The organism is Roseateles sp., from assembly GCF_047654805.1.
Lineage (GTDB): Bacteria > Pseudomonadota > Gammaproteobacteria > Burkholderiales > Burkholderiaceae_C > Pelomonas.
In genome coordinates this window covers 4,378,513-4,398,095 of sequence record NZ_JASGIV010000001.1, presented here as the reverse complement: position 1 = coordinate 4,398,095, position 19,583 = coordinate 4,378,513, and the positions used below count along the sequence as shown (strand labels likewise).

Sequence of the window (19,583 nt, the reverse complement as noted above, 5' to 3'; positions counted from 1 at the left end):
AGAAGCAGGGAGAAGGCAAAGATGAGCAGAAATTACTGCGGCACCATAAACCAGGGCGTCAGGTTCCTGTGGCGATCCTCGTTGCTTGGATTGGTTGTGCTGCTTTTCGTGGCTCATGCCTCGGCACAAGTTCCCTCAAACATCTACAGCTACAGCCGCACGAGCAGTTTTGTGTACTACGGCGTGGGCGATGGCGCCAAGGCGGGGCTGCTCAAGAGCGAGACGATTGAGCCGAACAACGCGCAGCTGTGCGTGATCACGACCTACGACTACGACGCCTACGGCAACAAGACCAGCGCCACGACGGCCAACTGCGTCGGTGCCACGGGTCGGGCGCTGTTCACCACGCGCACGAGCACCAGCACCTTTGCCGCGGTGACCAGCCAGCCCATCGTCGTCAGCGGCGGCACGATCAACGTGGCTGTGCCTGCGGGCCTATTCCCCTCCAGCAGTGCCAATGCACTGAACCACACCGAGACCAAGACCTACGACCCGCGGTACGGCGCGCCCCTGAGCCTGACGGGTCCCAACCAGCTCACCACCAACTGGAAGGTCGACGACTTCGGCCGTGTGACGCAGGAGACCCGTGCCGATGGCACCCGTACCGTCACGGCCTACTGCACGCTGGGCGGGCTTGGCCTGGACACCACGGCCAACAGCAGTGCGTCCAACGGTGACCCGCTGAGCTGTCCCAATGGCAGCGCCGATGCGCCGGCTGACGCCGTGGCGTTCGTGCACACCGAGCCCTGGGATTCGAGCAACAACACGATCGGCCCCTTCGTGCGCGTCTACAAAGACCGCATGGGTCGGGACGTGCGCAGCGTCACGCAAGCCTTCGACGGCTCGGCCCAGGCCTCGGGCAAGGCCGGTGCACTCGTCTACAAAGACACCGTCTACAGCCCCTACGGCGCCAAGAGCATTGAGACCCAAGCCTACTTCGCAGGCCGCGGCAGCTCGACCACCAGTGGCGGCAACGACGTCGGCCTGAGCCAGATCGTGGTGGACGTGCTGGGGCGCCCCACCACCGTCTATGTGGCCGACCCCAACGGCGCAGCGGGGACCCAGAGCATCGGCAACTATGGCAGCCGGCGTGTGGCGCAGACCACCTACGCCTACAGCGGCCTGGCCACCACCACCACCAACGACAAGGGCCAGACCCGCAAGGAAGACAAGAACGCGCTGGGCGAGCTGGTGCGCGTGACGGATGCCAGTGGTGCCACGCTCATCCACCAACGCGATGCCTTTGGCAACCTCGTGCAGACCAAGGATGCGCTGGGCAATCTCACCACCCTGACCTACGACTACCGCGGCCGCAAGACCAAGCTCCAGGACCCTGACACCGGCACCTGGAACTACGACTACGACGCCTTGGGCCAACTCGTCTGGCAGCAAAGCCCCAACCAGCTGGCCCAGGGGTCTGAGACCACCATGGTCTACGACGTGCTGGGGCGCCTGACCAGCCGCGGCGAGCCCGAGTACATCAGCACCTGGCGCTACGACACCAATGCCGATGGCAGCTCCTGCATGAACGCCAATGCCAACCAAGGCAAGGGCAAGCTCTGCCAGAGTGGCACCAGCAACGGGGTGAGTCGCCAGTACGTGTACGACAACCTGGGGCGGCCCACCAGCAGCCGCACCAGCATCACCAACGGCCCCAGCTTTGCCAGCAGCGTCAGCTACGACGGCCAGGGACGCGTGCAGACCCAGACCTACCCCACGGGTGTGCAGGTCGGCTACAGCTACACCACGCAGTTGGGCTACCTGGAAAAGCTCCAGCTCAACACCCCGGCCACGGTGGCGCCGCTCCCCAACGCGAGTGGGCAGGCCGCAGCCGGCACCAGTCTGGCGGCCGGTACGGTGCTGTGGCAAGCCCAAGTGGTGGGCGCCTGGGGCAAGGTCGAGCAGCAGCTCTACGGCAACGGCATCGTGAACCGAGCGGCCTTCGAGGCTGCCACCGGCCGCATCACGTCACTGACAGCAGGGGCCAACAACAACGTGCTCGCCCAGACCTACACCTGGGACAGCCTGAGCAACCTGCAGAGCCGGCGTGACGACAACGGCGACGGCAACACTGGCGCTGTCAACGAGACCTTCAGCTACGGTGACAGCCTGAACCGCCTCACCGGCTACACCGTCAGCGCACCAGCCATCCCCAACCTCAGCCGCAGTGTGACGCTCCAGTACAACGCGCTGGGGATGCTGCTCTACAAGAGCGACGTCGCGAACTACGCCTACAACGCCCAGGGTGGCGGCGCGGGCAGCAATCCCCACGCGCTGCAAAGCGTGGCCGGTGTGCTCAACACCACCTATGGCTACGACGCCAACGGCAACCTCATCAGCGCCAGCACCGGCAAGTACCGCAGCCTGAGCTACACGAGCTTCAACCTGCCTGACGGCGGCGCTGGCCTGCAGGGCGTGAACGGTCTGCCCAAGTACAGCTGGCAGTACGACGAGAACCACGCTCGCATCCGGGAGACCCACCAGGACAGCAGCGGCACGCGCACAACCTGGTATCACCACCCGGACAACAAAGGGGGACTCGCCTTCGAGAGCGAGGTCACACCCAACGGCACAGTTAGCAACCGTCACTACCTGAGCGCGGGCGGCCAGGTCATCGGCGTGCTGGTGCGCACCGGCGCGCTGCCAACCCTGAGCGCCAGCCAAACCACGCCGCCGACCGTGGCTAGCGTCACCTTCGTGAAGGTCGAGTACTGGCACAAGGACCACCTGGGCAGCCTTATCACGACGACCGACCACGCCGGCGCCGTGACCCAGCGGTACGCCTACGACCCCTTCGGCAAGCGGCGATACACCAGCGGCACCTACGACCCGTTCGGTGCGCTGATCGTGGATTGGGTGAGCAACCAAAACGCGGGAACAGACCGCGGGTACACGGGCCACGAGCAACTCGACGACGTCGGCATCGTGCACATGAATGGCCGCCTGTACGACGCCAACTTGGGGGTCTTCCTGCAGGCCGACCCGTTCATCCAGGATCCCTCTAACCTGCAGAACTACAACCGTTACGGCTACTGTTTTAACAATCCACTCACTTGCACTGATCCCAGTGGATTGAGCTTCTGGACGTCGTTCAGAAATGCCTTCTATAAAGCGGCTGCAGCATACATCTGCGGCCCATGGTGCGCTGCGGCGGTTGGTGCCTACCAGGGGTATCAAGCCGGTGGCTTCAAGGGTGCCATCGTTGGCGGTACAACGTCTTACATTGGAGCCGCGTACGGCGGTGACTTTACGCCAGCGCAAGCAGGCTTCTATGCGGCGGCGTCGGGGTGCGTAAATGCGGCTGCTGCCGGGGGAAAGTGTGGACAAGGTGCGGTCGCGGGGCTCATCACTTGGGGAGCCGGCGGTGACAGCACTAGCTTTTCGGGCTTTTTGACCTCAGCGGCAGCGGGGTGTGTCGCGAGCAGGGTTACTGGAGGGCGTTGTCAGGACGGCGCTGGAAACGCTGCGGGCTCGTGGCTTGGAAATTGGGCGGCGCAAAAAGTGATGCCGATAGCCAGCAAGTACTTCGAGGACGGTGATTCACCCCAATCAAAAAAGACTTACTACTACAAACTACCTCCTCCTGAATTGGAGGGCCCACCACTTTCGTTGGCTAACGCAAAAGCTCAACTTCAAGAGACGATTAAGTTAACTGCAGAGTTGATCCCCATGTTTATCGATCAGTGCAAGCAGTGCTCGTCGGAGTCGTTTTCAGAAATGGTCTATAGTTACATAGATGCGAAGCCGCAGGACATAGATCCTAGATTTAGCGAAGGAGTTCATGCGGTATATGGCTGGGGCGGACCCGGAACAGCTTTGATGTTTTCCACATTCATCCAGCCTGCGGGTGGCTTTGTGACAATGGTGGGCACCGTATTTCACGAATACGTACATTCCTTTGCGGAAAATGAGGCGATGGTTGCAAATGCGACGGCGGCCGAAAAGGCTATGCCATATTCAAGTCGTCCTTGGGAAAGCCATGCGTTGCAGCTAACCGATAAATTCATACAGAAGTTCTATTCGGTCATCCGCGAGCGCCTAAAGTAGCGGGGTTTGTAATGATCAATGCTCCATTGCCATCTTTTTTGCTACTAACCGCGGCATTATTGGCGCCGCATGATTTGAGGGCAGATACTATCTTGTATACTGACCGCATTGTCATCAGCTTTGGCGAACGAAGTTCAAGACTCGAGCGCGATGAGCAAAAGTCAATTAGGCGTATGATTTATCGCGCTGACGCTTTGTGTGACAAGCGGCACAGACATGCTGCCCGGGTATTCGTCGTGTCTCCTCGGGTCGACGCTCCAGCATCCGGTCTCATGGAGGCGCGCGTGAATTCCGCGGCGGCCGCCGTCTTAGACTCTTGGATTCTCGGCGAAAATATCATCGTTGATTCTGTTGGTGCTGAGGAGTTTTCTGTAAGGTTTTTCAACAAAGAGCAAGCGACGGGTGTAGACAAGATAGGCCTCGAACTGGTTTGTTCGCCTTCGCATTAATGCGATAGGGATGTTGTGCGCAAATTTGCACGAATCGTTTAGGCTGTTTTGTCTACAAACTTCCCTTTATGCCTAATGCTTTGCGCGTGAAGCGACCAGATATACTTGCGCTCCTCGCGATCAAGAGGCGAACCGAGGAGCGAGCCTTCACACGGTTTGGGTTGTTGCCGCCGGTCCAACGCCGACGATTGGCGGCCTCTATGCTCGCCGTCTATATCTCTTTGGTCGTCTTACTTGGTGTTGCCTTGTGGGATGAATCGCGTGGTCGCGAGGAAATTGAATTCCAACGCTGGGCGCTTGAACGGTCGGAACTGCAGGGTGAGATGTCTAGGCAGTCGCTAACGCGTAGCTTGGCAAGTCAACTTCCCGAGCGGATAGATGCCGGCATTATTCTGATAAGGGTTCAACGGCTTGCTGCAGAAAACGGCGTCGTGCTAATCAACCTCGCACCCTCCAAAGATGCCGGTCGAGCCTTAGTAGCCGGCCTCGACCAGCAGATCTGGGATCTGCAATTGAGTGGCAACTACCCGAACGTGAAAAGCTTCTTGGCCCAACTGCTTGCTCAGTCCCCCGAGCTTTGGCTGACCCACCTGGAATTGAAGGCAGAAGGCGCTAGTGTCCTCGCCCAGGTCCGCCTGCAAGCATGGAGCATCGAGAAGTCAGCCGAGCCAGCGCACTCTAGGGCGACGCAGTGAGAACTGGTCTGCGTTGGTCGCTCGGCGGGGTGGTATTGCTGACCATGGCGGTGCTGGCCTTCACGGATGGCATGCCATCACCGCTGCCGCAGCCCCTGATTCCCGCGTCGGCTCGTGCGCGGATTGCTTTAGTTGACCGGCTTGGTGAGTCGCTGCCAACGCGGAGTGCCACTGTCGCAAAATCTGCCGCTTCGCGCTCAACAGCCAAGACGGCGCTGGCCATTGGGCAAGCGCCCGACACCCTGGTGCGGCAGGTGCTGAGCAGCGCTGTCCGTGATCCTTTCCGTACTTTTCAACCGCCCGCTGCGTCCTTCGCAGCAATGCCTGCGCCGCCTCTAGTGCCAGCAGCGGCTGCTGCTGCTTCAGTGGTCGTGCCCGCCATGACCTATCGATACCTGGGCCAACTCACAGACCCCGATGGCAAGCGGCTCATATTGATCACCAAGGGTGACAGGGAGGTCACCGTGTCCAGAGGTAGCCCGCTCGACGACGGGTTCAGCGTTGCGGACATCCAGAAGTCCCACATCACCATCGTGCACCTCGCCACGAGCACGCCTTTTGAAATTCGCATTCCTGAATCCGATGAGGCGACTCGCTGATCTTGAGACACCGTTTCGCCTCGTCACCGTAGGCCTTTGCGCGTTGATGGTCACGGGCTGCGCCGTGGACCAACGACAGCGCCGCCTGGCCGAAGATGCAATCGCCGAGGGCCGGCTTGAGGAAGGCATGACCGATCTAGCACGCGCGCGATCGCAGCGGCCAGATAGCGTCACGCTGAAAGTGGGTGAGCTCTCTCTGCGGACACAGCTCATCGGTGAACTCATCGACAAAGCCCGCGCCGCGGAGTCCGCCGGCCGTTTTCAAGAAGCCAGTGAGGCCTTGCAGCGTGCGCTGGCTCTGGATCCGGCCAACAGCAGAGTCCAAGAGCGCCTCACCAGCCTCGCGCTAGCGGTGACGCAGAAGGAAAAGTTGGACCAAGTCGATGCGCTAGCCTCAGCCGGAAAGTCTGCCCAGGCACTGGCGCTGGCCGAGCAGGCCTTGCGAGACACGCCTGCCCATGCAGGACTTCTGGCCGCACAGCGCGGGCTCCGTGCCAAGCAGCGCGAACAGGAAATCGCATCGTCCCAATCGTCGTTGGCTGAGAAGCGCCCCATCTCTTTGGATTTCCGGGATGCCAGCTTGCGCACGGTGTTGGATGTGGTGTCTCGCAACAGTGGCCTGAACTTCGTGCTTGACCCTGCTGTGAAGCCCGAGATTCGGGTCACGGTTTTTCTGAAGAACACACCCGTTGAGGAAGCGCTTGACCTGCTGGTCAACACCCATCAGCTCGCCAAGAAGGTCCTCGACAGCAAGACCGTTCTCATCTACCCAGCCACCCCTGAGAAGCAAAAGGAACACCAGGAGCAGGTCGTCCGGGTGTTCTATCTCGCCAACGTCGACGTGCGCGCCGCCAGCAACTTTCTGAAGGCCATGCTGCGCGTGAAGGACCCCTATGTAGATGAGAAATCGAACGTCTTGGCGTTGAGGGATTCCAAAGAAAACATCGTGCTGGCCGAAAAGCTGCTGGCCGTGTTCGATGCGAACGAGCCGGAGGTGCTGCTCGATGTCGAGGTGCTTGAGGTCACAACGAATCGGCTGCTGCAATTGGGCGTGAGCCCGCCGACAACCTTTTCGCTCACGCCGCTCCCGACGACGCCGATCACCACGGGTCAGACGAACAGCGGCTCATCAGGATCGACTGCGACCGGCATCACGCTGTACGACCTTTTGCGCAACCTGGACAGCCGGCATGTCCAAGCCAGCATTGGCGGCATCGCCGTCAACGCCAAGAGTTCGACGGGAGATGTCACTACGTTGGCCAACCCGAAGCTGCGGGCTCGCAATCGCGAGAAGGCCAGCGTCATGATCGGCGACAAGATCCCGGTGGTCACCTCAACAATTGGGACCGGCGGCTTCGTATCAGAAAGCATCAGCTACCAGGACGTCGGCCTCAAGCTCAATGTGGAGCCCACGATCTTTCCCAACGACGAGGTGGCCATCAAGATGGCACTCGAGGTCAGCACGCTAGGGGCGGCGGTCAAATCAAGCGGCGGGAGCACCGCTTACCAAATCAGCACTCGCAACGCCACGACGGTGTTGCGCCTGAAGGATGGCGAAACCCAACTGCTGGCTGGCCTCTTGAGCCGCAATCGCGAATCCAGCAAGACCGGCTGGCCTGGGCTGAGCGAGATTCCGATTCTCGGGAGGCTCTTTGCTGACCATCAGGACGTCAACAACCAAACAGAGTTGGTGCTGGCCGTGACGCCTCGCGTCCTGCGAAACGTGCGTCAACCGTTGGCCCACGAGGCAGAAACATGGGTGGGCACCGAGTTGTCGCCGCGACTTCGGCCGTATGGCGGGTTCAACGTCGCGCCGTCCGCGGAAGAGGCATCCCCCAAGGCCACTGCGCAGCCGGGCGCGGAAGCACGCCAGGCGGGATTACCCAGGCCCTCAACGCCCGCTGGCGAGCCCGTGACACCTGGAGGCGTGTTCAAGCTGCAATTGATGGGACCTGCCCAGGTCAAGTCGGGGCAGATCTTCGATGTCCAGCTGACCCTCGAGGCGTCATCGCCCATGCGCGGGTTGCCTGCGGAGGTGAGCTTTGACACGACCCGGTTCGGCTTCGTCGACGCCCTGGAAGAGCCCTTCTTCAAGCAAGGCGATGCGGAGACCAAGTTTTCCAAGACGATCGACGCCAGCTCCGGCCGGGTCACGCTGGGTGTCATCCGGATCCAGGCCACGGGCGCACAAGGCCAAGGCAAGGTGGCCACCTTGCGGTTGAAGGCCTTGGACCCGAGCGACGGTGCAGAAATCCGCGTGACGCGCGCAACACCGCTATCCCTGGATGCGCCGGCGCCCGCTCAGCCGCTGCCTGCCCCGCTGGTGGTCAAGGTGCTGCCATGACCTGCTGCGCCTCAGACCGCCGGTACCGGAGATGCCGTGGGCACGGCTTCACCGTTGTAGAGCTCCTGGTCGTCCTGACCGTGATGGCGGTCCTCGCATCGATGGCTATGCCGCTGGCTCGCATCGCAGTTCAACGGGAGCGTGAGCAAGAGCTGAAGGTCGCGCTGAGGGAGATTCGCGCGGCGATCGACGCCTATCAAGTGGTTCGTGGCGCCGGCTCTGGCGCTGCGACGGAGGGCGTTTCCCTCTGCCCGCCATCGTTGATCGCACTGACACAGCTCATGCCGGACCCGCGCCCGAGTTCCGGCGGGCAAATGATCCGCTTCTTGAGACGAGTACCTCGCGACCCTTTTGCAGACCCCCAATTACCTGCAGAGCAAACATGGGGCTTGCGTAGCTACCTTTCAGAGGCCAGCAAGCCCATGCCGGGGGCAGATGTCTATGACGTCTACTCGTTGTCGCAGCAACAGGCACTGGACGGAACGTGGCTGAAGGACTGGTAATGCAGATGACCACCTCACGCCCAGGCGTTCAGCTCAGCGGCTTTACCGTCATCGAGATACTGGTCGTGATGACGGCAATCGCCCTGCTGTTGAGCGTTGCGGCGCCTCGCTACATCCAGCATATTGATCGCAGCCGTGAGGTCACGCTTCGCCATGACCTCAAGGTGATGCGCGATGCCATCGACAAGTTCGCCGCGGACAAGGGGCGCTACCCATCGACACTGCCTGAACTGGTTGCCCTGGGCTACCTGTCGAGCATCCCCGTCGACCCGATGACGGGCAGCGCTGTGACGTGGTTGACTTCGCCGCCCACGGCAGCCTTGGTGAGCTGGCAGTCTGGGATGCCGCCCACGGTGCCTGCGCCCGAGGGGGCTGCCCTGGCTGGCGTCGGGGACGTTCACTCAACGGCGACTGGCCTTGGTTCTGATGGAACGCCGTATGCATCGTGGTGAAGTGAAGCGCCGTATGAATGGATTCACCATGCTGGTCGTTCTGGGCATGGTGGCGCTGGCTTCTGCTGGGCTGTCTCTGGTCGGCTCGCGCTATACGAAGCAAGTGCAACGAGACAAGGAACAGGAGCTGCTGATCGTGGGGCGCATGTATGCGGCCGCCTTGCAGCGCTACTACGACTCGGCGCCAGGCAACCTCAAGCGCTATCCCAAGACCCTGGATTGGCTGGCGCGAGATCCCCGTTTTGCGGGCGTGGTACGCCACATGCGCAAGGTCTACCCAGACCCGCTTCAGCCGGACAAGCCCTGGGGGCTTGCCTTCGACAGCAATGGCGGCATCGTAGGGGTCTTCAGCGTCAACTACGCCCAGCCGCTTGGCCCCGCATCCCCTCTGGCCCCCGTCGCCAATGCCCGGCGCTACTCGGACTGGTTATTCCTTGCCGACCCCAAACTGACCAACTTCACGCTTTCGATCACAGGAGCCCCGCCATGAGAAGCTTTCAACTTGACCAGCAATTGCAGCGGGATCGGCCAGCCCCACAAAGCCGGTTGCGCGGCTTTACCTTGCTGGAGATGCTGGTGGTCATTCTGATCATTGGCCTGCTGACCGGCATCGTGGCGCCTCGCCTGCTGGGTCAGATGGCGACCTCGGAAATCACGGCGGCTCGCGCTCAGTTGGCTGCCATCGACAAGGCCTTGCAGGCCTTTCGGATCGACAACAAGCGCTTTCCTACGACGCAAGAAGGTCTGGCGGCGCTGACGATCGCCCCGTCGTCTGCGCCTCAGTGGGCCGGCCCTTACCTCCAGAGTGCTGTGGGCAACGACCCCTGGGGCCAGCCCTACCAGTACGCGTTCCCGGGTCGGCCTGGGCGCGACTACGACCTGTACAGCTCCGGTCCGTCCAAGACGGGCGCGGCTGACGGCAGTGGCGGCGCAGTTTTCCTGAACTCTGGCCCCTGAAATTCCGCCGCGCATGGACTTCACCGCCAAGCTGTTCGATCCGAACTCCTGCCAGGTCCAGGAGCGACAGGTCACGGCTGCTTCGGCTCGTGAGGCACGTTCGAAGTTGGAGTCCGAGGGGCTGACAGTCCTGGCGCTGAACGCACTGAAGGGCTCTGCCGGTGAGGTGGCGGACGCGGCAGGGGCCAAGCTCACAACGGGAAGCTCCAAGGACCAACGGCTCGACGTGGCTTGGTGGTGCCGAGAGTTGCGCACTCTGCTCGCGGCTGGCATGACCGTCGTCGAAGCCTTGGACACGCTCAGGGCCCAATCGCCTGGTGGCTTTCGTCGGCTGGTGCACCGGCAATTGGTTCACAGCCTGCAGTCTGGCATGTCGCTGTCCCTCGCGATGGCCTCGACCGGTGCGTTTCCTGCGGTACTGACAGCTAGCGTCAAGGCCAGTGAGCGTACGAGCAACCTGATCGATGCACTGGATGACTACCTGCGGTATCACGAGCTGCTGGACAACCTGCGCCGCAAGGTGATCAGTGCGGCGATCTACCCCACGCTCGTCTTCAGCCTGGGCATGACGATCACGTTCTTCCTGCTGGTGTTCGTCATCCCGCGTTTCGCTCAGGTGTATGCCAACCGACCGGGTTCCGTCGGGCCAGCAACGAAGCTCCTGCTGCAGTCGAGCAGCCTTTTGCACGATCATTTTCCTGTGGCGATGGCGATGTTTGCGGCGCTTGCCATGGGTGTGCTGTGGGCGTGGCGGCGTGGTTGGGTGCCATTGGCCATTCAATGGATAGCCGACCGCATTCCGTTGCTGCAACAACAGTTGCGTGAGCTGAGCTTGGCCAAGCTTTACCAGGCCATGGCCTTGATGACCCGGGGTGGATATGCGTTGGCTGAGACGATTGAGTTGTGTGCAGGTCTGCAGATCCATCCGGCACTTCAGCTCAGGCTTCGCGCCGTGCGCAGCGATCTGGTTCACGGGCGCCGCGTATCGGCTTCGTTGCGCGCTGCGGGCCTGACCGATGAGGTGACGACGAGGCTGTTGGCGGTGGGTGAACGGACAGGCAACTTTGATCAGATTCTTCAAGTCATTGCGAACCGGCATTCGTCCAACTTCACCCTGTTCGTTGAGAGAGCCACAAGGGTTGTGGAGCCGGTCATGCTGTTTCTGGTGTCCGCCCTCGTGGGATCTGTCGTGCTGCTGATGTACATGCCGGTGTTCGATATTGCGAGCACGATCCGATGAGCCAGACGAGCGCCTTCGACCTTGCCACTCTGAACGCGGGCACCCCTGCGCACCAGCCCGCGCCACCGCGTGAGGTCACCGTGGCAGAGGTTCGGCGAGCGATCAGACAAGCCCGGCGAGAGCGCAACCCGGGTGAGACGGTGTTGGATCGGCTCTTGCTGCTGTTCGGGCCGCAGGACGCGGAAGACATCGACCCCACAAGGAACCTGCCTCCCGTGGAGTTGGCGGCGCTGTTGCTGTCCGCGAGCGGCGTTCAGGCGGCCTTCGATGATGAGGCCCATCAGCTGTGGCTCAATCATCCTGCGCTACGTGAACTGGTAGCGGTCGGGATGGTGCCTTTGAAGCATGGAGGGAGCGAGGCGCTGTGGGTCGGCGCTGCCGACCCATGGGATGCCGATGCCAGCGCGCAGGCGACGGCTGCGCTCCGCGCTGAAACCTTTGCGGCTTTTGTGGCCCTGCCAGCGCGCCTGCTCCAGCCGTGGCTCAATGCCGCGGCGGCGAAGCTGAACGCTCTTGAGCGCGAGCCCACTGGGAGGACGGCTGGGCGCGCTGCAGCCTTGGAGGGCGGGGAGTCCGCCTCTTCACCGTTCGGCCGCGGCATTCGTGCGGCTCCCGGCGATGACGAAATGGACCGCCTCGAAGCCATGGAGGGGTACGGCTTTGATCAGGGCATTGTGGTCATGGAGGAAGACCACCAGCCGGCGGAGGTCGTCACCTTCGTGAACCAGGCGCTCCACTCCGCCTTCCTCGCTGGGGCCAGCGATGTGCACTTTGAGTACAGCCGTGCGGGGATGACGGTCAAACTGCGCCAGGACGGTGTGATGACCTACCACTCGTCCATCGCGGGCATGCAGCGCGCCGAAGAAGTGATCTCCAGAATTAAGGTACTGGCTCAACTCGATATCACTGAGCGGCGTGTGCCGCAAGATGGCCGATTCCGGTTTCGCTTCGCCGGCGGCGAGCTGGATCTGCGCGTGTCGATCATGCCGAGCGTCTTCGGCGAGGATGCCGTCCTGAGATTGCTGGACAAGGCCCAGCTGAGGTCGACGGATGTCGCCGTGTCGTTGGACTTGCTCGGCTTCGATGAGCAGAGCGTCCAAGCCATCCGGAACTTGTCTGAACTGCCGCACGGCATGATGCTGATTACCGGACCCACGGGCAGCGGTAAGACGACGACGGTCTACGGGATCCTGTCGGAGGTGAACACCGGCGACGAGAAGATCATTACCATCGAAGACCCCGTGGAGTACGAACTGAGTGGTGTGCTCCAGATCCCAGTTAACGAGAAGAAGGGCCTGACGTTTGCGCGCGGTCTGCGATCGATCTTGCGTCATGACCCGGATCGCATCCTGGTCGGTGAGATCCGAGATGCGGAGACGGCCGAGATTGCTGTGCAATCCGCGCTGACGGGCCATCAAGTCTTCACGACAGTGCATGCGAACAGCGTGTTTGACGTGACCGGACGGTTCAAGCACTTTGGCCTGGACATGTTCGGATTCATGTCGGCGCTTAACGGGGTCATCGTTCAACGGCTTGTGCGCCGCGTTTGCCCGCACTGCGTTACAACACGCGTTCCCAATGCCCGTGAAGCCGAGTGGCTCGGCTTGATGAAGCGGCCGCTAGATCGCGTGCCAGCCGGTGTGGGTTGCACTGAATGTCGACAAACAGGCTACCGGGGCCGGCTCGTGATCGCGGAGGTGCACCGGGTGGACGATCGTTTGCGTGACCTCGTTACGTTGAATGCGCCGGTTTCCCAACTGAGAGAGCACGTGATGCAGGCAGGCGTGCTGTCCCTTGCCGAACAGGGCGCTCGCCTGATCGCTGACGGATTGACAACTACGGAGGAGATCAAGCGTGTCGTCGGCTGGTACTGAGGTCCGCCCTTTGGATGTGCTGCTGGGCAAGACCAGCTGGTCGGTTTGCAGAGGCGATGAGTTGCTGCATTCAGAATGGGGGCTCGCGCCAGCCGACACGCTGCGGTCGCTGACGGAATGGCTGCGTACCGGCGCTTCTGGCAAATGGTGGAGGCGAACGCCGCTCACGGTTTACCTGACTGGCGGTATCTGCCGGCCCTTTCTGCTGCCGGAGTTGCCGCCGTTACGCAAGGCTGAGCAGCGCCTTGCGATTGATGCGGCCGCCAAGGCGCGCACCGGACTCACGGAGCCGTTGCAGGTCTGGCTTTCGCCGCTGCTGTCGGGCGGCGCAGACGGCGCCCGGAAACACCAGTTCGGCGCGGTGCTGACCCACAAGGACTTGGCTGATCTTGTGGCAGCGTTGCGGCGAGTGAGGCGTATGCGTCTGGCGTCGATCCAGCCGGTTTGGTCGCTCGCCTTGGAGGTGTCGGTGTCAGCCTCCAGCGTCGAATCGAACCCACTCGATCTTCTGCTTGTGCAAGACGCTGATGCCATCACGTTGCTGGCCGGCGCACCTCAGTCGGAGGCCGAGTCCGATGGGCAGGCAAGTGGGTTCGCTGCTGCACTGACCGTTGACGGTGCGCTGGATGCATCGGGGCAGCGCAATGCCGTGATGCGCCTGGTGTCCGGTCTGGAAGTCGAGCCCATGAACACGGTACTTATGCGCTTTGGTGAGATGGACATGGAGCGGCCCACGCAGCCTCACGTTTCAGCGGGTTCCGCTGAGCTTGTATCGGTTGGGCCTGTGCCCCTTCAAGCGCTGCTGAGCGTGCAATCACTCGATCTGGAGCGGATCACGGAGGTTGTTGCGTGAGACCGCTGAAGATCGACTTCCGACCACGCTTTCCGTGGCGCGCGGCGGCCCTGTGGGCAGGTGTCGCCATATTGATGATGGTTGCTGCCTGTCTGGGTTGGGCAACTTGGCAAGTGAGGGCCGAAGCAGCGCAATTGTCCCGCGCGAATGCGGAACTGGAGGTGAATATTGCCCTGCTGAAGGCAAGGAGGCAGGCCGAGCTTGTCCCGCCGCGTTATGCAGAAGCCATCAGTGAGTTGGTGGCCATTGCGCAGTTCCCGCTTGATGCTGCACTAGGAGTGCTCGAACGCATTGATGTGCCTGGGGCGCGAATTGCCTCGATCGACATCAATGCACTGGAAGGGACGGGAAGTGTGGTCGTGGAGGCGTCATCGGCTGAAAGCTTGCAGCTATTTCTCGAGGGACTCGCGGCACAGCAATCCCGACCACGATGGGAGCTGCAGTCCGTAAGCTCTGTAAAGAAAAAATCAGGCGATTTACAAATCACCGGATCCGAGGCAAGCACAAGCGGCAACTTCGATTTGGGCGGTCATTCGCTGAGCTACCGTGCTCAGATTAACTTTAGGTGATCCTCAGCTATCGAAGAAGTTGAAGATTTGCGGTGCTCGGCCGCCCGGCGGGTACGGCATCAACGTGGTGAGAGGGCACCGTCGGCGAGCGGCGCGTGGTCTGCCCCCACTCAATTCGAGGCTTGCAGCTTATGCGTAAATTGCGGTCGATACTTGCAGCTTATGGGGTACGGTGCTTGCGGCTTATGGTGGGAGCATTGCCGCCAAGTTGTTGATTCATATGAGCATCGACTTGCAACTTATGGCGTCAACGCACAGGTTCGGAGGACGACGCCATTCGGCACTGCGAGGGCCTGGATGTCGAAGCGGCGGTCTGGCTGTTTTGGGACGATGCGGGCATGCCGTTGAAGGCCGAGTTTTCGGTGCCCAACAGGCGTGGCCTCTTCAAGGCCACCAACGGGGTCTACTCGCTGGCGCCTGCATCGGAAGACCACCAGCCCCCCCTCATCGAGGCGCTGGAGGAGGTGTTGAATTTCGATGCGCCGGCGCCGTTCGACTCTGCCGCGGGAGTTCTCGCCTATTTGCGCTCACGACGCTGATCCGTCGATCAATCGCCTCAACCAGGGCCTCAGCCAGAACATCACGGCCCCGGTGATGAGGCTCCCCACCGCCAGTTGTGTGAACAGCGTTGCATAGGCGGGGTTAGTGCTTAGCGGCGAGCCGTCCACCGGCTGCGCGACGACGCCCGAGAAGTCGCCAGCGAACAACGACGCAAGGCCCGTCACCAACATCCAGCTGCCCATCATGACGCCCTGGTACTGGCGTGGCGCCAGCCGCCCGATCATGGCGTAGCCCACCGGCGAGATCAGCAGCTCGCCGACCGACTGCAGCACGTAGCTGAGGAACAGCCAGAAGAAGTCCGCACGCCCGGAGACCGGGTCGGCAAGGTGGATGCCCAGCGGCAGTGCGAGGAAGCCCAGGCCCATCAGCACGAGGGATGCCGAGAACTGCATCGGGATGTCCACCGGCCAGCCCCTGGCGCGCCAGCGCGCGAACACGGCTGCCAGCCAGGGGCCGCCGATGACGATGACCACCGTGTTGATGTTCTGCACCCATTGCGGCGCGATCGGCACGCCGCCGATGTTCATCCATACGTTGCCTACCGCGTACATCTGCAGCCCGCTGGGCGCCATCTGGTAGAGCGACCAAAACACCAGCGACCCCAGCGTGAGTACGAGATAGGCCTGCATGCGGCGCTTCTCGGCGGCCACCGGATGGCGCACCGTCATGACGACCAGCGCAATGCCCACCGCCGCACACAGCGCCTTCATGCCGATGGCTGTATCTCCAGGATGCTGCAGCAGCCAGGCCAGCAGCGGCACCAAGCCAACGAGCACAGCGATGCCGACGGCGAAGCGGCCCCAGAAGCTGGATCCACGACGTTGCGACAGCGGCGTGTCTCGGTCCGCCAGTGTGCGCCAGAACACCAGCGCCAGGGCTATGGCCATCGCGTTGCCCAGCGTGGCGAACCAGAAGATGGTGCTGTACAGCTCGTCCAGCTGATAGTGGCCCGCCACGGTGAAGCCGATGAAGAAGCCCACGTTCATGCCGGCGTAGTTCCACAGGAAGGCGGCCTCTCGGCGGTCGTCCTCCGGCGCGAAGCGCTGCGTGAGCATCATGTTCAGGCAGGTCACGTTCAGGCCACTGCCGGTCAGGAACAGCGCGAGGCCCCAGTACAGGCCGGCCAGGCTGCCACCGGCGATGGCACCACAGCCCAGCACCTGCAGCCCCATGCCGCCGACGAAAAGGTTGCGGTTGCTCAAGTAGCGCCCGCCCAGGTAGCCGCCAAACAGGTGCAGCCCGTAGTTGAAGGCGCCGAACAGACCCATCATGAGGGCCGCGCCTTCGCTGTTGAAGCCCATGCGTCGGGTGGCGTACAGCACCAGCGTGGACTGCAGCACCGCGAAGCCCAGCGTCGCGAAGACCTGGATCATGAACAGCACGGCAGACCCTTCGGGAATGCGCGCCTGGAGTTGTCTGAGTCGGCTCATGGGGCGGCGATTGTCGCGAGGCCGCGGGGCGCTCCGCCTTCGTGTCATCCCGTGCATGCACCACGCTTGCCCCTGCCGACTTCAGGGTTATCTGGATTCCTTTCATGGAAGTTGCCAAAGAATCCGCCCCCCTCCGGCGGACTGTCGTGCCCCGGATCCTGTCGGCCCATCCATCTGCCGACACCAGCTGGCTCGCATCTTGCGATGTCCCATCACCGGGCTCGCCGACGTGGCGTGCCATTTCCCCATCGCCCCACAAGGGCATGTCGAGAAAAGAGGTCCTGATGTCTTTCCTGTCCAACCTTCGCATCGCCAGGCGTCTTGCCCTGGCTTTCGGCATCTGCGTCGCGCTGCTGTGCGTGGTCAGCATTCTTTCGGCGACCTCGCTGTCGACGATCAACGAATCCCTCAGGCTGATCACGGCCGATCGTTTCGTCAAGGTGCAGCTTGTCGGTCACGTCAAGGACGAAGTCAACCTGCAGGCCCGCATCGCGCGCAACCTGCTGATCTTTGACCAGCCCGCAGACCGGGCGCGCGAGCTGCAGCAGATGGAGGCGTCACGGGCAAAGACCGGGCCGATCCTCAAGCAGCTCGACGGCATGATCGACAAGTCCGGTGCCGGCTACCAGAAGCTCGGCGAGGTGTTCCGAACGCGCGACCTGTTCGCGACCGAGCTGGAGCAACTGCTCAAGCTTGTGCGTGACGAACGCACGGACGAGGCACGCAGCCATCTGACGGAACGCATGCGGTTGGCTCAGCTGGACTACCTGAAGATGCTGGACCAACTGGCCGGCCACCAGGGGGAGTTGATGAACCTGGCCGCCCGAGAGGCGGATGAACTGGTCAGGTCCAGCCGGCTGGAAGTGCTCGTGCTGACGGTGCTGGCGGCCATGGCGGCTGCCACCTTCGCCTGGTGGGTGGCTCGCTCGATCACGCGCCCGCTGCAGGCGTCGGTGCAGGTGGCTGAAGCTGTCGCGCAGGGCGACCTGGGCTCGCGCATCAGCGCGACCACGCGCGACGAGACCGGTCAGTTGATGGGTGCGCTGGCTCGCATGAATGCCCAACTCGTGGACATCGTCAGGCAGGTGCGCGACAGCTCGGAGTCGATCGCCACCGGCACGGGCCAGCTCGCCACCGGCAATGCGGACCTGAGCCAGCGGACAGAGGAGCAGGCCAGCAATCTCGAGGAGACGGCGGCGACGATGGAGCAGCTGACCGCCACGGTGAAGCAGAACGCCGAGACCGCGCGTGCCGCGACGGAGATGGCCACCGGCGCGATGGACGTGGCCACGCGCGGCGGTGAGGTGGTGGGCCAGGTCGTGCAGACCATGGACCGTATCAGCGAGGCCAGCCACCGCATCTCGGACATCATCGGCGTCATCGACGGCATCGCCTTCCAGACCAACATCCTGGCGTTGAACGCGGCCGTTGAGGCGGCGCGAGCCGGAGAACAGGGGCGCGGCTTCGCGGTCGTTGCCGGCGAAGTGCGGCTGCTGGCGCAGCGCAGCGCCGAGGCTGCCAAGGAAATCAAGACGCTGATCAATGCCAGCGTGGAGACGGTGGATTCAGGCGGCCAACTGGTGGCCAATGCCGGCCGCACGATGGATGACGTGGTGCAGCAGGTGCGCCAGGTGCATACGCTGATCGGCGAGATCAGTGCCGCCAGCCGGGAGCAAAGCGCAGGCATCGACCAGGTGGGCGATGCCGTCATGCAACTCGACCAGGTCACGCAGCAGAACGCCGCGCTGGTGGAGGAGGCCGCCTCCGCGGCCGACAGCCTGAAGCAGCAGGCTCAGCGGCTCAACGGACTGGTCGCCACCTTCAAGTTGTGAGGCTCCCCGGCCGCACCGAGCGGTAGACCGCGCTGCGTTCGGGCCGGCTCAGCACCAGTTGCCAGAGCTGGCCCTGGCGCGAGCGGAAGAACCCTGCACAGCTCAGCAGGTAGTAGCGGAACATGCGGCGGAAAGCCTCGTCGTAGTGGGCGGCGAGTCGGGGCCAGGCGGTCTCGAAGCGATCTGCCCAGCACATCAGCGTGCGATCGTAGTCGGGGCCAAAGTTGTGCCAATCCTCGATGATGAAGCGCCCCTCCAGCGCGCTGCCGAGCTCTGCGGGGGAGGGCAGCTTGCCGTTTGGAAAGATGTAGCGCTCGATCCAGGGGTCGGTGTGCGGCGCGCGGCGATCCACGCCGATGGAGTGCAGCAGGAACAGCCCTTCGGGCGCCAGCAGGCGGCGCGTGGTGTCGAAGTAGATGGCGTAGTTCTTCAGCCCCACGTGCTCGAACATGCCCACCGACACGATCTTGTCGAAGCTGCCTTGCAGCGAACGGTAGTCCTGCAGCAGCAGAGTGACGGGCAGCCCGGCACAACGCTGCTCGGCCAGCGCAAGCTGTTCCTTGCTGATCGTCACGCCGGTCACCGTCACGCCATGCCGCTCTGCCGCGTAGCGCGCCAGCCCGCCCCAGCCGCAGCCGATGTCCAGCAGCGTCTCGCCGGGCTTGAGCTCCAGCTTGCGGCAGATCATTGCGAGCTTGTGCTCCTGGGCTTGTTCAAGGTCTTGCGCGTGCTCCCAGTAGCCGCAGGAATAGATCATGCGCGAGTCCAGCATGGCCTCGAACACGTCGTTGCCGACGTCGTAGTGGCGTTCGCCGACCTGGTGGGCGCGGGCTACGCTTTGCAGGTTGAACAGGCGCTGGCGCAGGCTTTCCAGCAGCAGCCCGAGCCGGGCCGCGCGCGGCGCCGTCCGGTCGAGGTCGGTGCGCAGCAGGCGCTCGAACAGCATGTCCAGGCGCTCGCAGTCCCAGTCGCCGTCGACATAGGCCTCACCAGCGCCTAGCGACCATTGCGTAAGCAGCCGCCGATACAGGCGCGAGTGGTGCACCCGCATGTCCCAGGGACGTGTGCCGTTGAAATGCACATCGGCGCGCGCCAGCATCTGGCGCAGCACAGCCGGCGGTTCGAGGTTGAGGGCGGGCAGGGACAACATGCGCGGCAGGGCTCGAGCTTGCAGTCAA

Annotated in this window: 16 protein-coding genes; 14 read left to right on the top strand and 2 right to left on the bottom strand. The window is 62.7% G+C overall.

The annotated features are described in order from the left end of the window. Nucleotides 1-21 precede the first annotated feature (21 nt). From QM732_RS19845 to QM732_RS19785, 13 genes are all read left to right on the top strand, one after another. Nucleotides 22-4,047, top strand: coding sequence for an RHS repeat domain-containing protein (locus tag QM732_RS19845; protein ID WP_415657818.1), 4,026 nt, complete (start codon nucleotides 22-24; stop codon nucleotides 4,045-4,047). Between the two features lie 649 nt (nucleotides 4,048-4,696). Beyond that, nucleotides 4,697-5,191, top strand: coding sequence for a hypothetical protein (locus tag QM732_RS19840; protein ID WP_415657817.1), 495 nt, complete (start codon nucleotides 4,697-4,699; stop codon nucleotides 5,189-5,191). Continuing rightward, nucleotides 5,188-5,790, top strand: coding sequence for a hypothetical protein (locus QM732_RS19835; protein WP_415657816.1), 603 nt, complete (start codon nucleotides 5,188-5,190; stop codon nucleotides 5,788-5,790). The genes QM732_RS19840 and QM732_RS19835 overlap by 4 nt, the downstream gene beginning before the upstream one ends. Continuing rightward, a complete protein-coding gene (locus QM732_RS19830; protein WP_415657815.1) occupies nucleotides 5,750-8,134 on the top strand; it encodes a hypothetical protein in 2,385 nt (794 codons plus the stop codon). The genes QM732_RS19835 and QM732_RS19830 overlap by 41 nt, the downstream gene beginning before the upstream one ends. Beyond that, the gene (locus tag QM732_RS19825; protein ID WP_415657814.1) at nucleotides 8,131-8,637 is read left to right on the top strand and encodes a prepilin-type N-terminal cleavage/methylation domain-containing protein; all 507 of its coding nucleotides are present in this window, start codon (nucleotides 8,131-8,133) and stop codon (nucleotides 8,635-8,637) included. Before QM732_RS19830 ends, QM732_RS19825 begins: the two co-directional genes overlap by 4 nt. Beyond that, a complete protein-coding gene (locus tag QM732_RS19820) occupies nucleotides 8,637-9,089 on the top strand; it encodes a type II secretion system protein (protein ID WP_415657813.1) in 453 nt (150 codons plus the stop codon). Before QM732_RS19825 ends, QM732_RS19820 begins: the two co-directional genes overlap by 1 nt. A 28-nt stretch (nucleotides 9,090-9,117) precedes the next feature. After that, nucleotides 9,118-9,579 (top strand): hypothetical protein, encoded by a 462-nt coding sequence (locus QM732_RS19815; RefSeq protein ID WP_415657812.1) that lies wholly within the window; start codon nucleotides 9,118-9,120, stop codon nucleotides 9,577-9,579. Continuing rightward, the gene (gspG, locus tag QM732_RS19810; protein WP_415657811.1) at nucleotides 9,576-10,046 is read left to right on the top strand and encodes a type II secretion system major pseudopilin GspG; all 471 of its coding nucleotides are present in this window, start codon (nucleotides 9,576-9,578) and stop codon (nucleotides 10,044-10,046) included. The genes QM732_RS19815 and gspG overlap by 4 nt, the downstream gene beginning before the upstream one ends. A gap of 13 nt (nucleotides 10,047-10,059) precedes the next feature. Next, complete coding sequence (locus tag QM732_RS19805; RefSeq protein WP_415657810.1) at nucleotides 10,060-11,286, top strand: type II secretion system F family protein; 1,227 nt, start codon at nucleotides 10,060-10,062, stop codon at nucleotides 11,284-11,286. Next, nucleotides 11,283-13,160, top strand: a complete 1,878-nt coding sequence (locus tag QM732_RS19800; protein ID WP_415657809.1) for a GspE/PulE family protein — start codon at nucleotides 11,283-11,285, stop codon at nucleotides 13,158-13,160. Before QM732_RS19805 ends, QM732_RS19800 begins: the two co-directional genes overlap by 4 nt. Before the next feature lie 10 nt (nucleotides 13,161-13,170). Next, nucleotides 13,171-14,013: a hypothetical protein gene (locus QM732_RS19795; RefSeq protein ID WP_415657808.1), complete on the top strand. Its 843-nt coding sequence runs from the start codon at nucleotides 13,171-13,173 to the stop codon at nucleotides 14,011-14,013. Then, on the top strand, nucleotides 14,010-14,582 hold the full coding sequence (locus QM732_RS19790; RefSeq protein WP_415657807.1) for a hypothetical protein: 573 nt from the start codon (nucleotides 14,010-14,012) through the stop codon (nucleotides 14,580-14,582). The genes QM732_RS19795 and QM732_RS19790 overlap by 4 nt, the downstream gene beginning before the upstream one ends. A gap of 338 nt (nucleotides 14,583-14,920) precedes the next feature. Beyond that, the gene (locus QM732_RS19785) at nucleotides 14,921-15,121 is read left to right on the top strand and encodes a hypothetical protein (RefSeq protein ID WP_415657806.1); all 201 of its coding nucleotides are present in this window, start codon (nucleotides 14,921-14,923) and stop codon (nucleotides 15,119-15,121) included. On the opposite strand, the gene QM732_RS19780 is transcribed toward QM732_RS19785, so the two are convergent. Then, nucleotides 15,110-16,573, bottom strand: a complete 1,464-nt coding sequence (locus QM732_RS19780) for a peptide MFS transporter (RefSeq protein ID WP_415657805.1) — start codon at nucleotides 16,571-16,573, stop codon at nucleotides 15,110-15,112. The genes QM732_RS19785 and QM732_RS19780 overlap by 12 nt on opposite strands. Nucleotides 16,574-16,857: 284 nt before the next feature. Between QM732_RS19780 and QM732_RS19775 the strand changes: the two genes are divergently transcribed. Further along, on the top strand, nucleotides 16,858-18,405 hold the full coding sequence (locus QM732_RS19775; RefSeq protein WP_415657804.1) for a methyl-accepting chemotaxis protein: 1,548 nt from the start codon (nucleotides 16,858-16,860) through the stop codon (nucleotides 18,403-18,405). Here the strand turns inward: QM732_RS19775 and cfa are convergent. Then, nucleotides 18,395-19,555 (bottom strand): cyclopropane fatty acyl phospholipid synthase, encoded by a 1,161-nt coding sequence (gene cfa / locus QM732_RS19770; protein ID WP_415657803.1) that lies wholly within the window; start codon nucleotides 19,553-19,555, stop codon nucleotides 18,395-18,397. The two genes, QM732_RS19775 and cfa, sit on opposite strands and share 11 nt — an antisense overlap. Nucleotides 19,556-19,583 lie beyond the last annotated feature (28 nt).

Coding starts and splice junctions, on each gene's coding strand:
- QM732_RS19815 (WP_415657812.1), top strand. CDS start 9,118: ATGCTGGTCGTTCTGGGCATGGTGGCGCTGGCTTCTGCTGGGCTGTCT.
- QM732_RS19780 (WP_415657805.1), bottom strand. CDS start 16,573: ATGAGCCGACTCAGACAACTCCAGGCGCGCATTCCCGAAGGGTCTGCC.
- gspG (WP_415657811.1), top strand. CDS start 9,576: ATGAGAAGCTTTCAACTTGACCAGCAATTGCAGCGGGATCGGCCAGCC.
- QM732_RS19840 (WP_415657817.1), top strand. CDS start 4,697: ATGCTCGCCGTCTATATCTCTTTGGTCGTCTTACTTGGTGTTGCCTTG.
- QM732_RS19820 (WP_415657813.1), top strand. CDS start 8,637: ATGCAGATGACCACCTCACGCCCAGGCGTTCAGCTCAGCGGCTTTACC.
- QM732_RS19805 (WP_415657810.1), top strand. CDS start 10,060: ATGGACTTCACCGCCAAGCTGTTCGATCCGAACTCCTGCCAGGTCCAG.
- QM732_RS19825 (WP_415657814.1), top strand. CDS start 8,131: ATGACCTGCTGCGCCTCAGACCGCCGGTACCGGAGATGCCGTGGGCAC.
- QM732_RS19845 (WP_415657818.1), top strand. CDS start 22: ATGAGCAGAAATTACTGCGGCACCATAAACCAGGGCGTCAGGTTCCTG.
- QM732_RS19785 (WP_415657806.1), top strand. CDS start 14,921: ATGCCGTTGAAGGCCGAGTTTTCGGTGCCCAACAGGCGTGGCCTCTTC.
- QM732_RS19775 (WP_415657804.1), top strand. CDS start 16,858: ATGTCTTTCCTGTCCAACCTTCGCATCGCCAGGCGTCTTGCCCTGGCT.
- cfa (WP_415657803.1), bottom strand. CDS start 19,555: ATGTTGTCCCTGCCCGCCCTCAACCTCGAACCGCCGGCTGTGCTGCGC.
- QM732_RS19800 (WP_415657809.1), top strand. CDS start 11,283: ATGAGCCAGACGAGCGCCTTCGACCTTGCCACTCTGAACGCGGGCACC.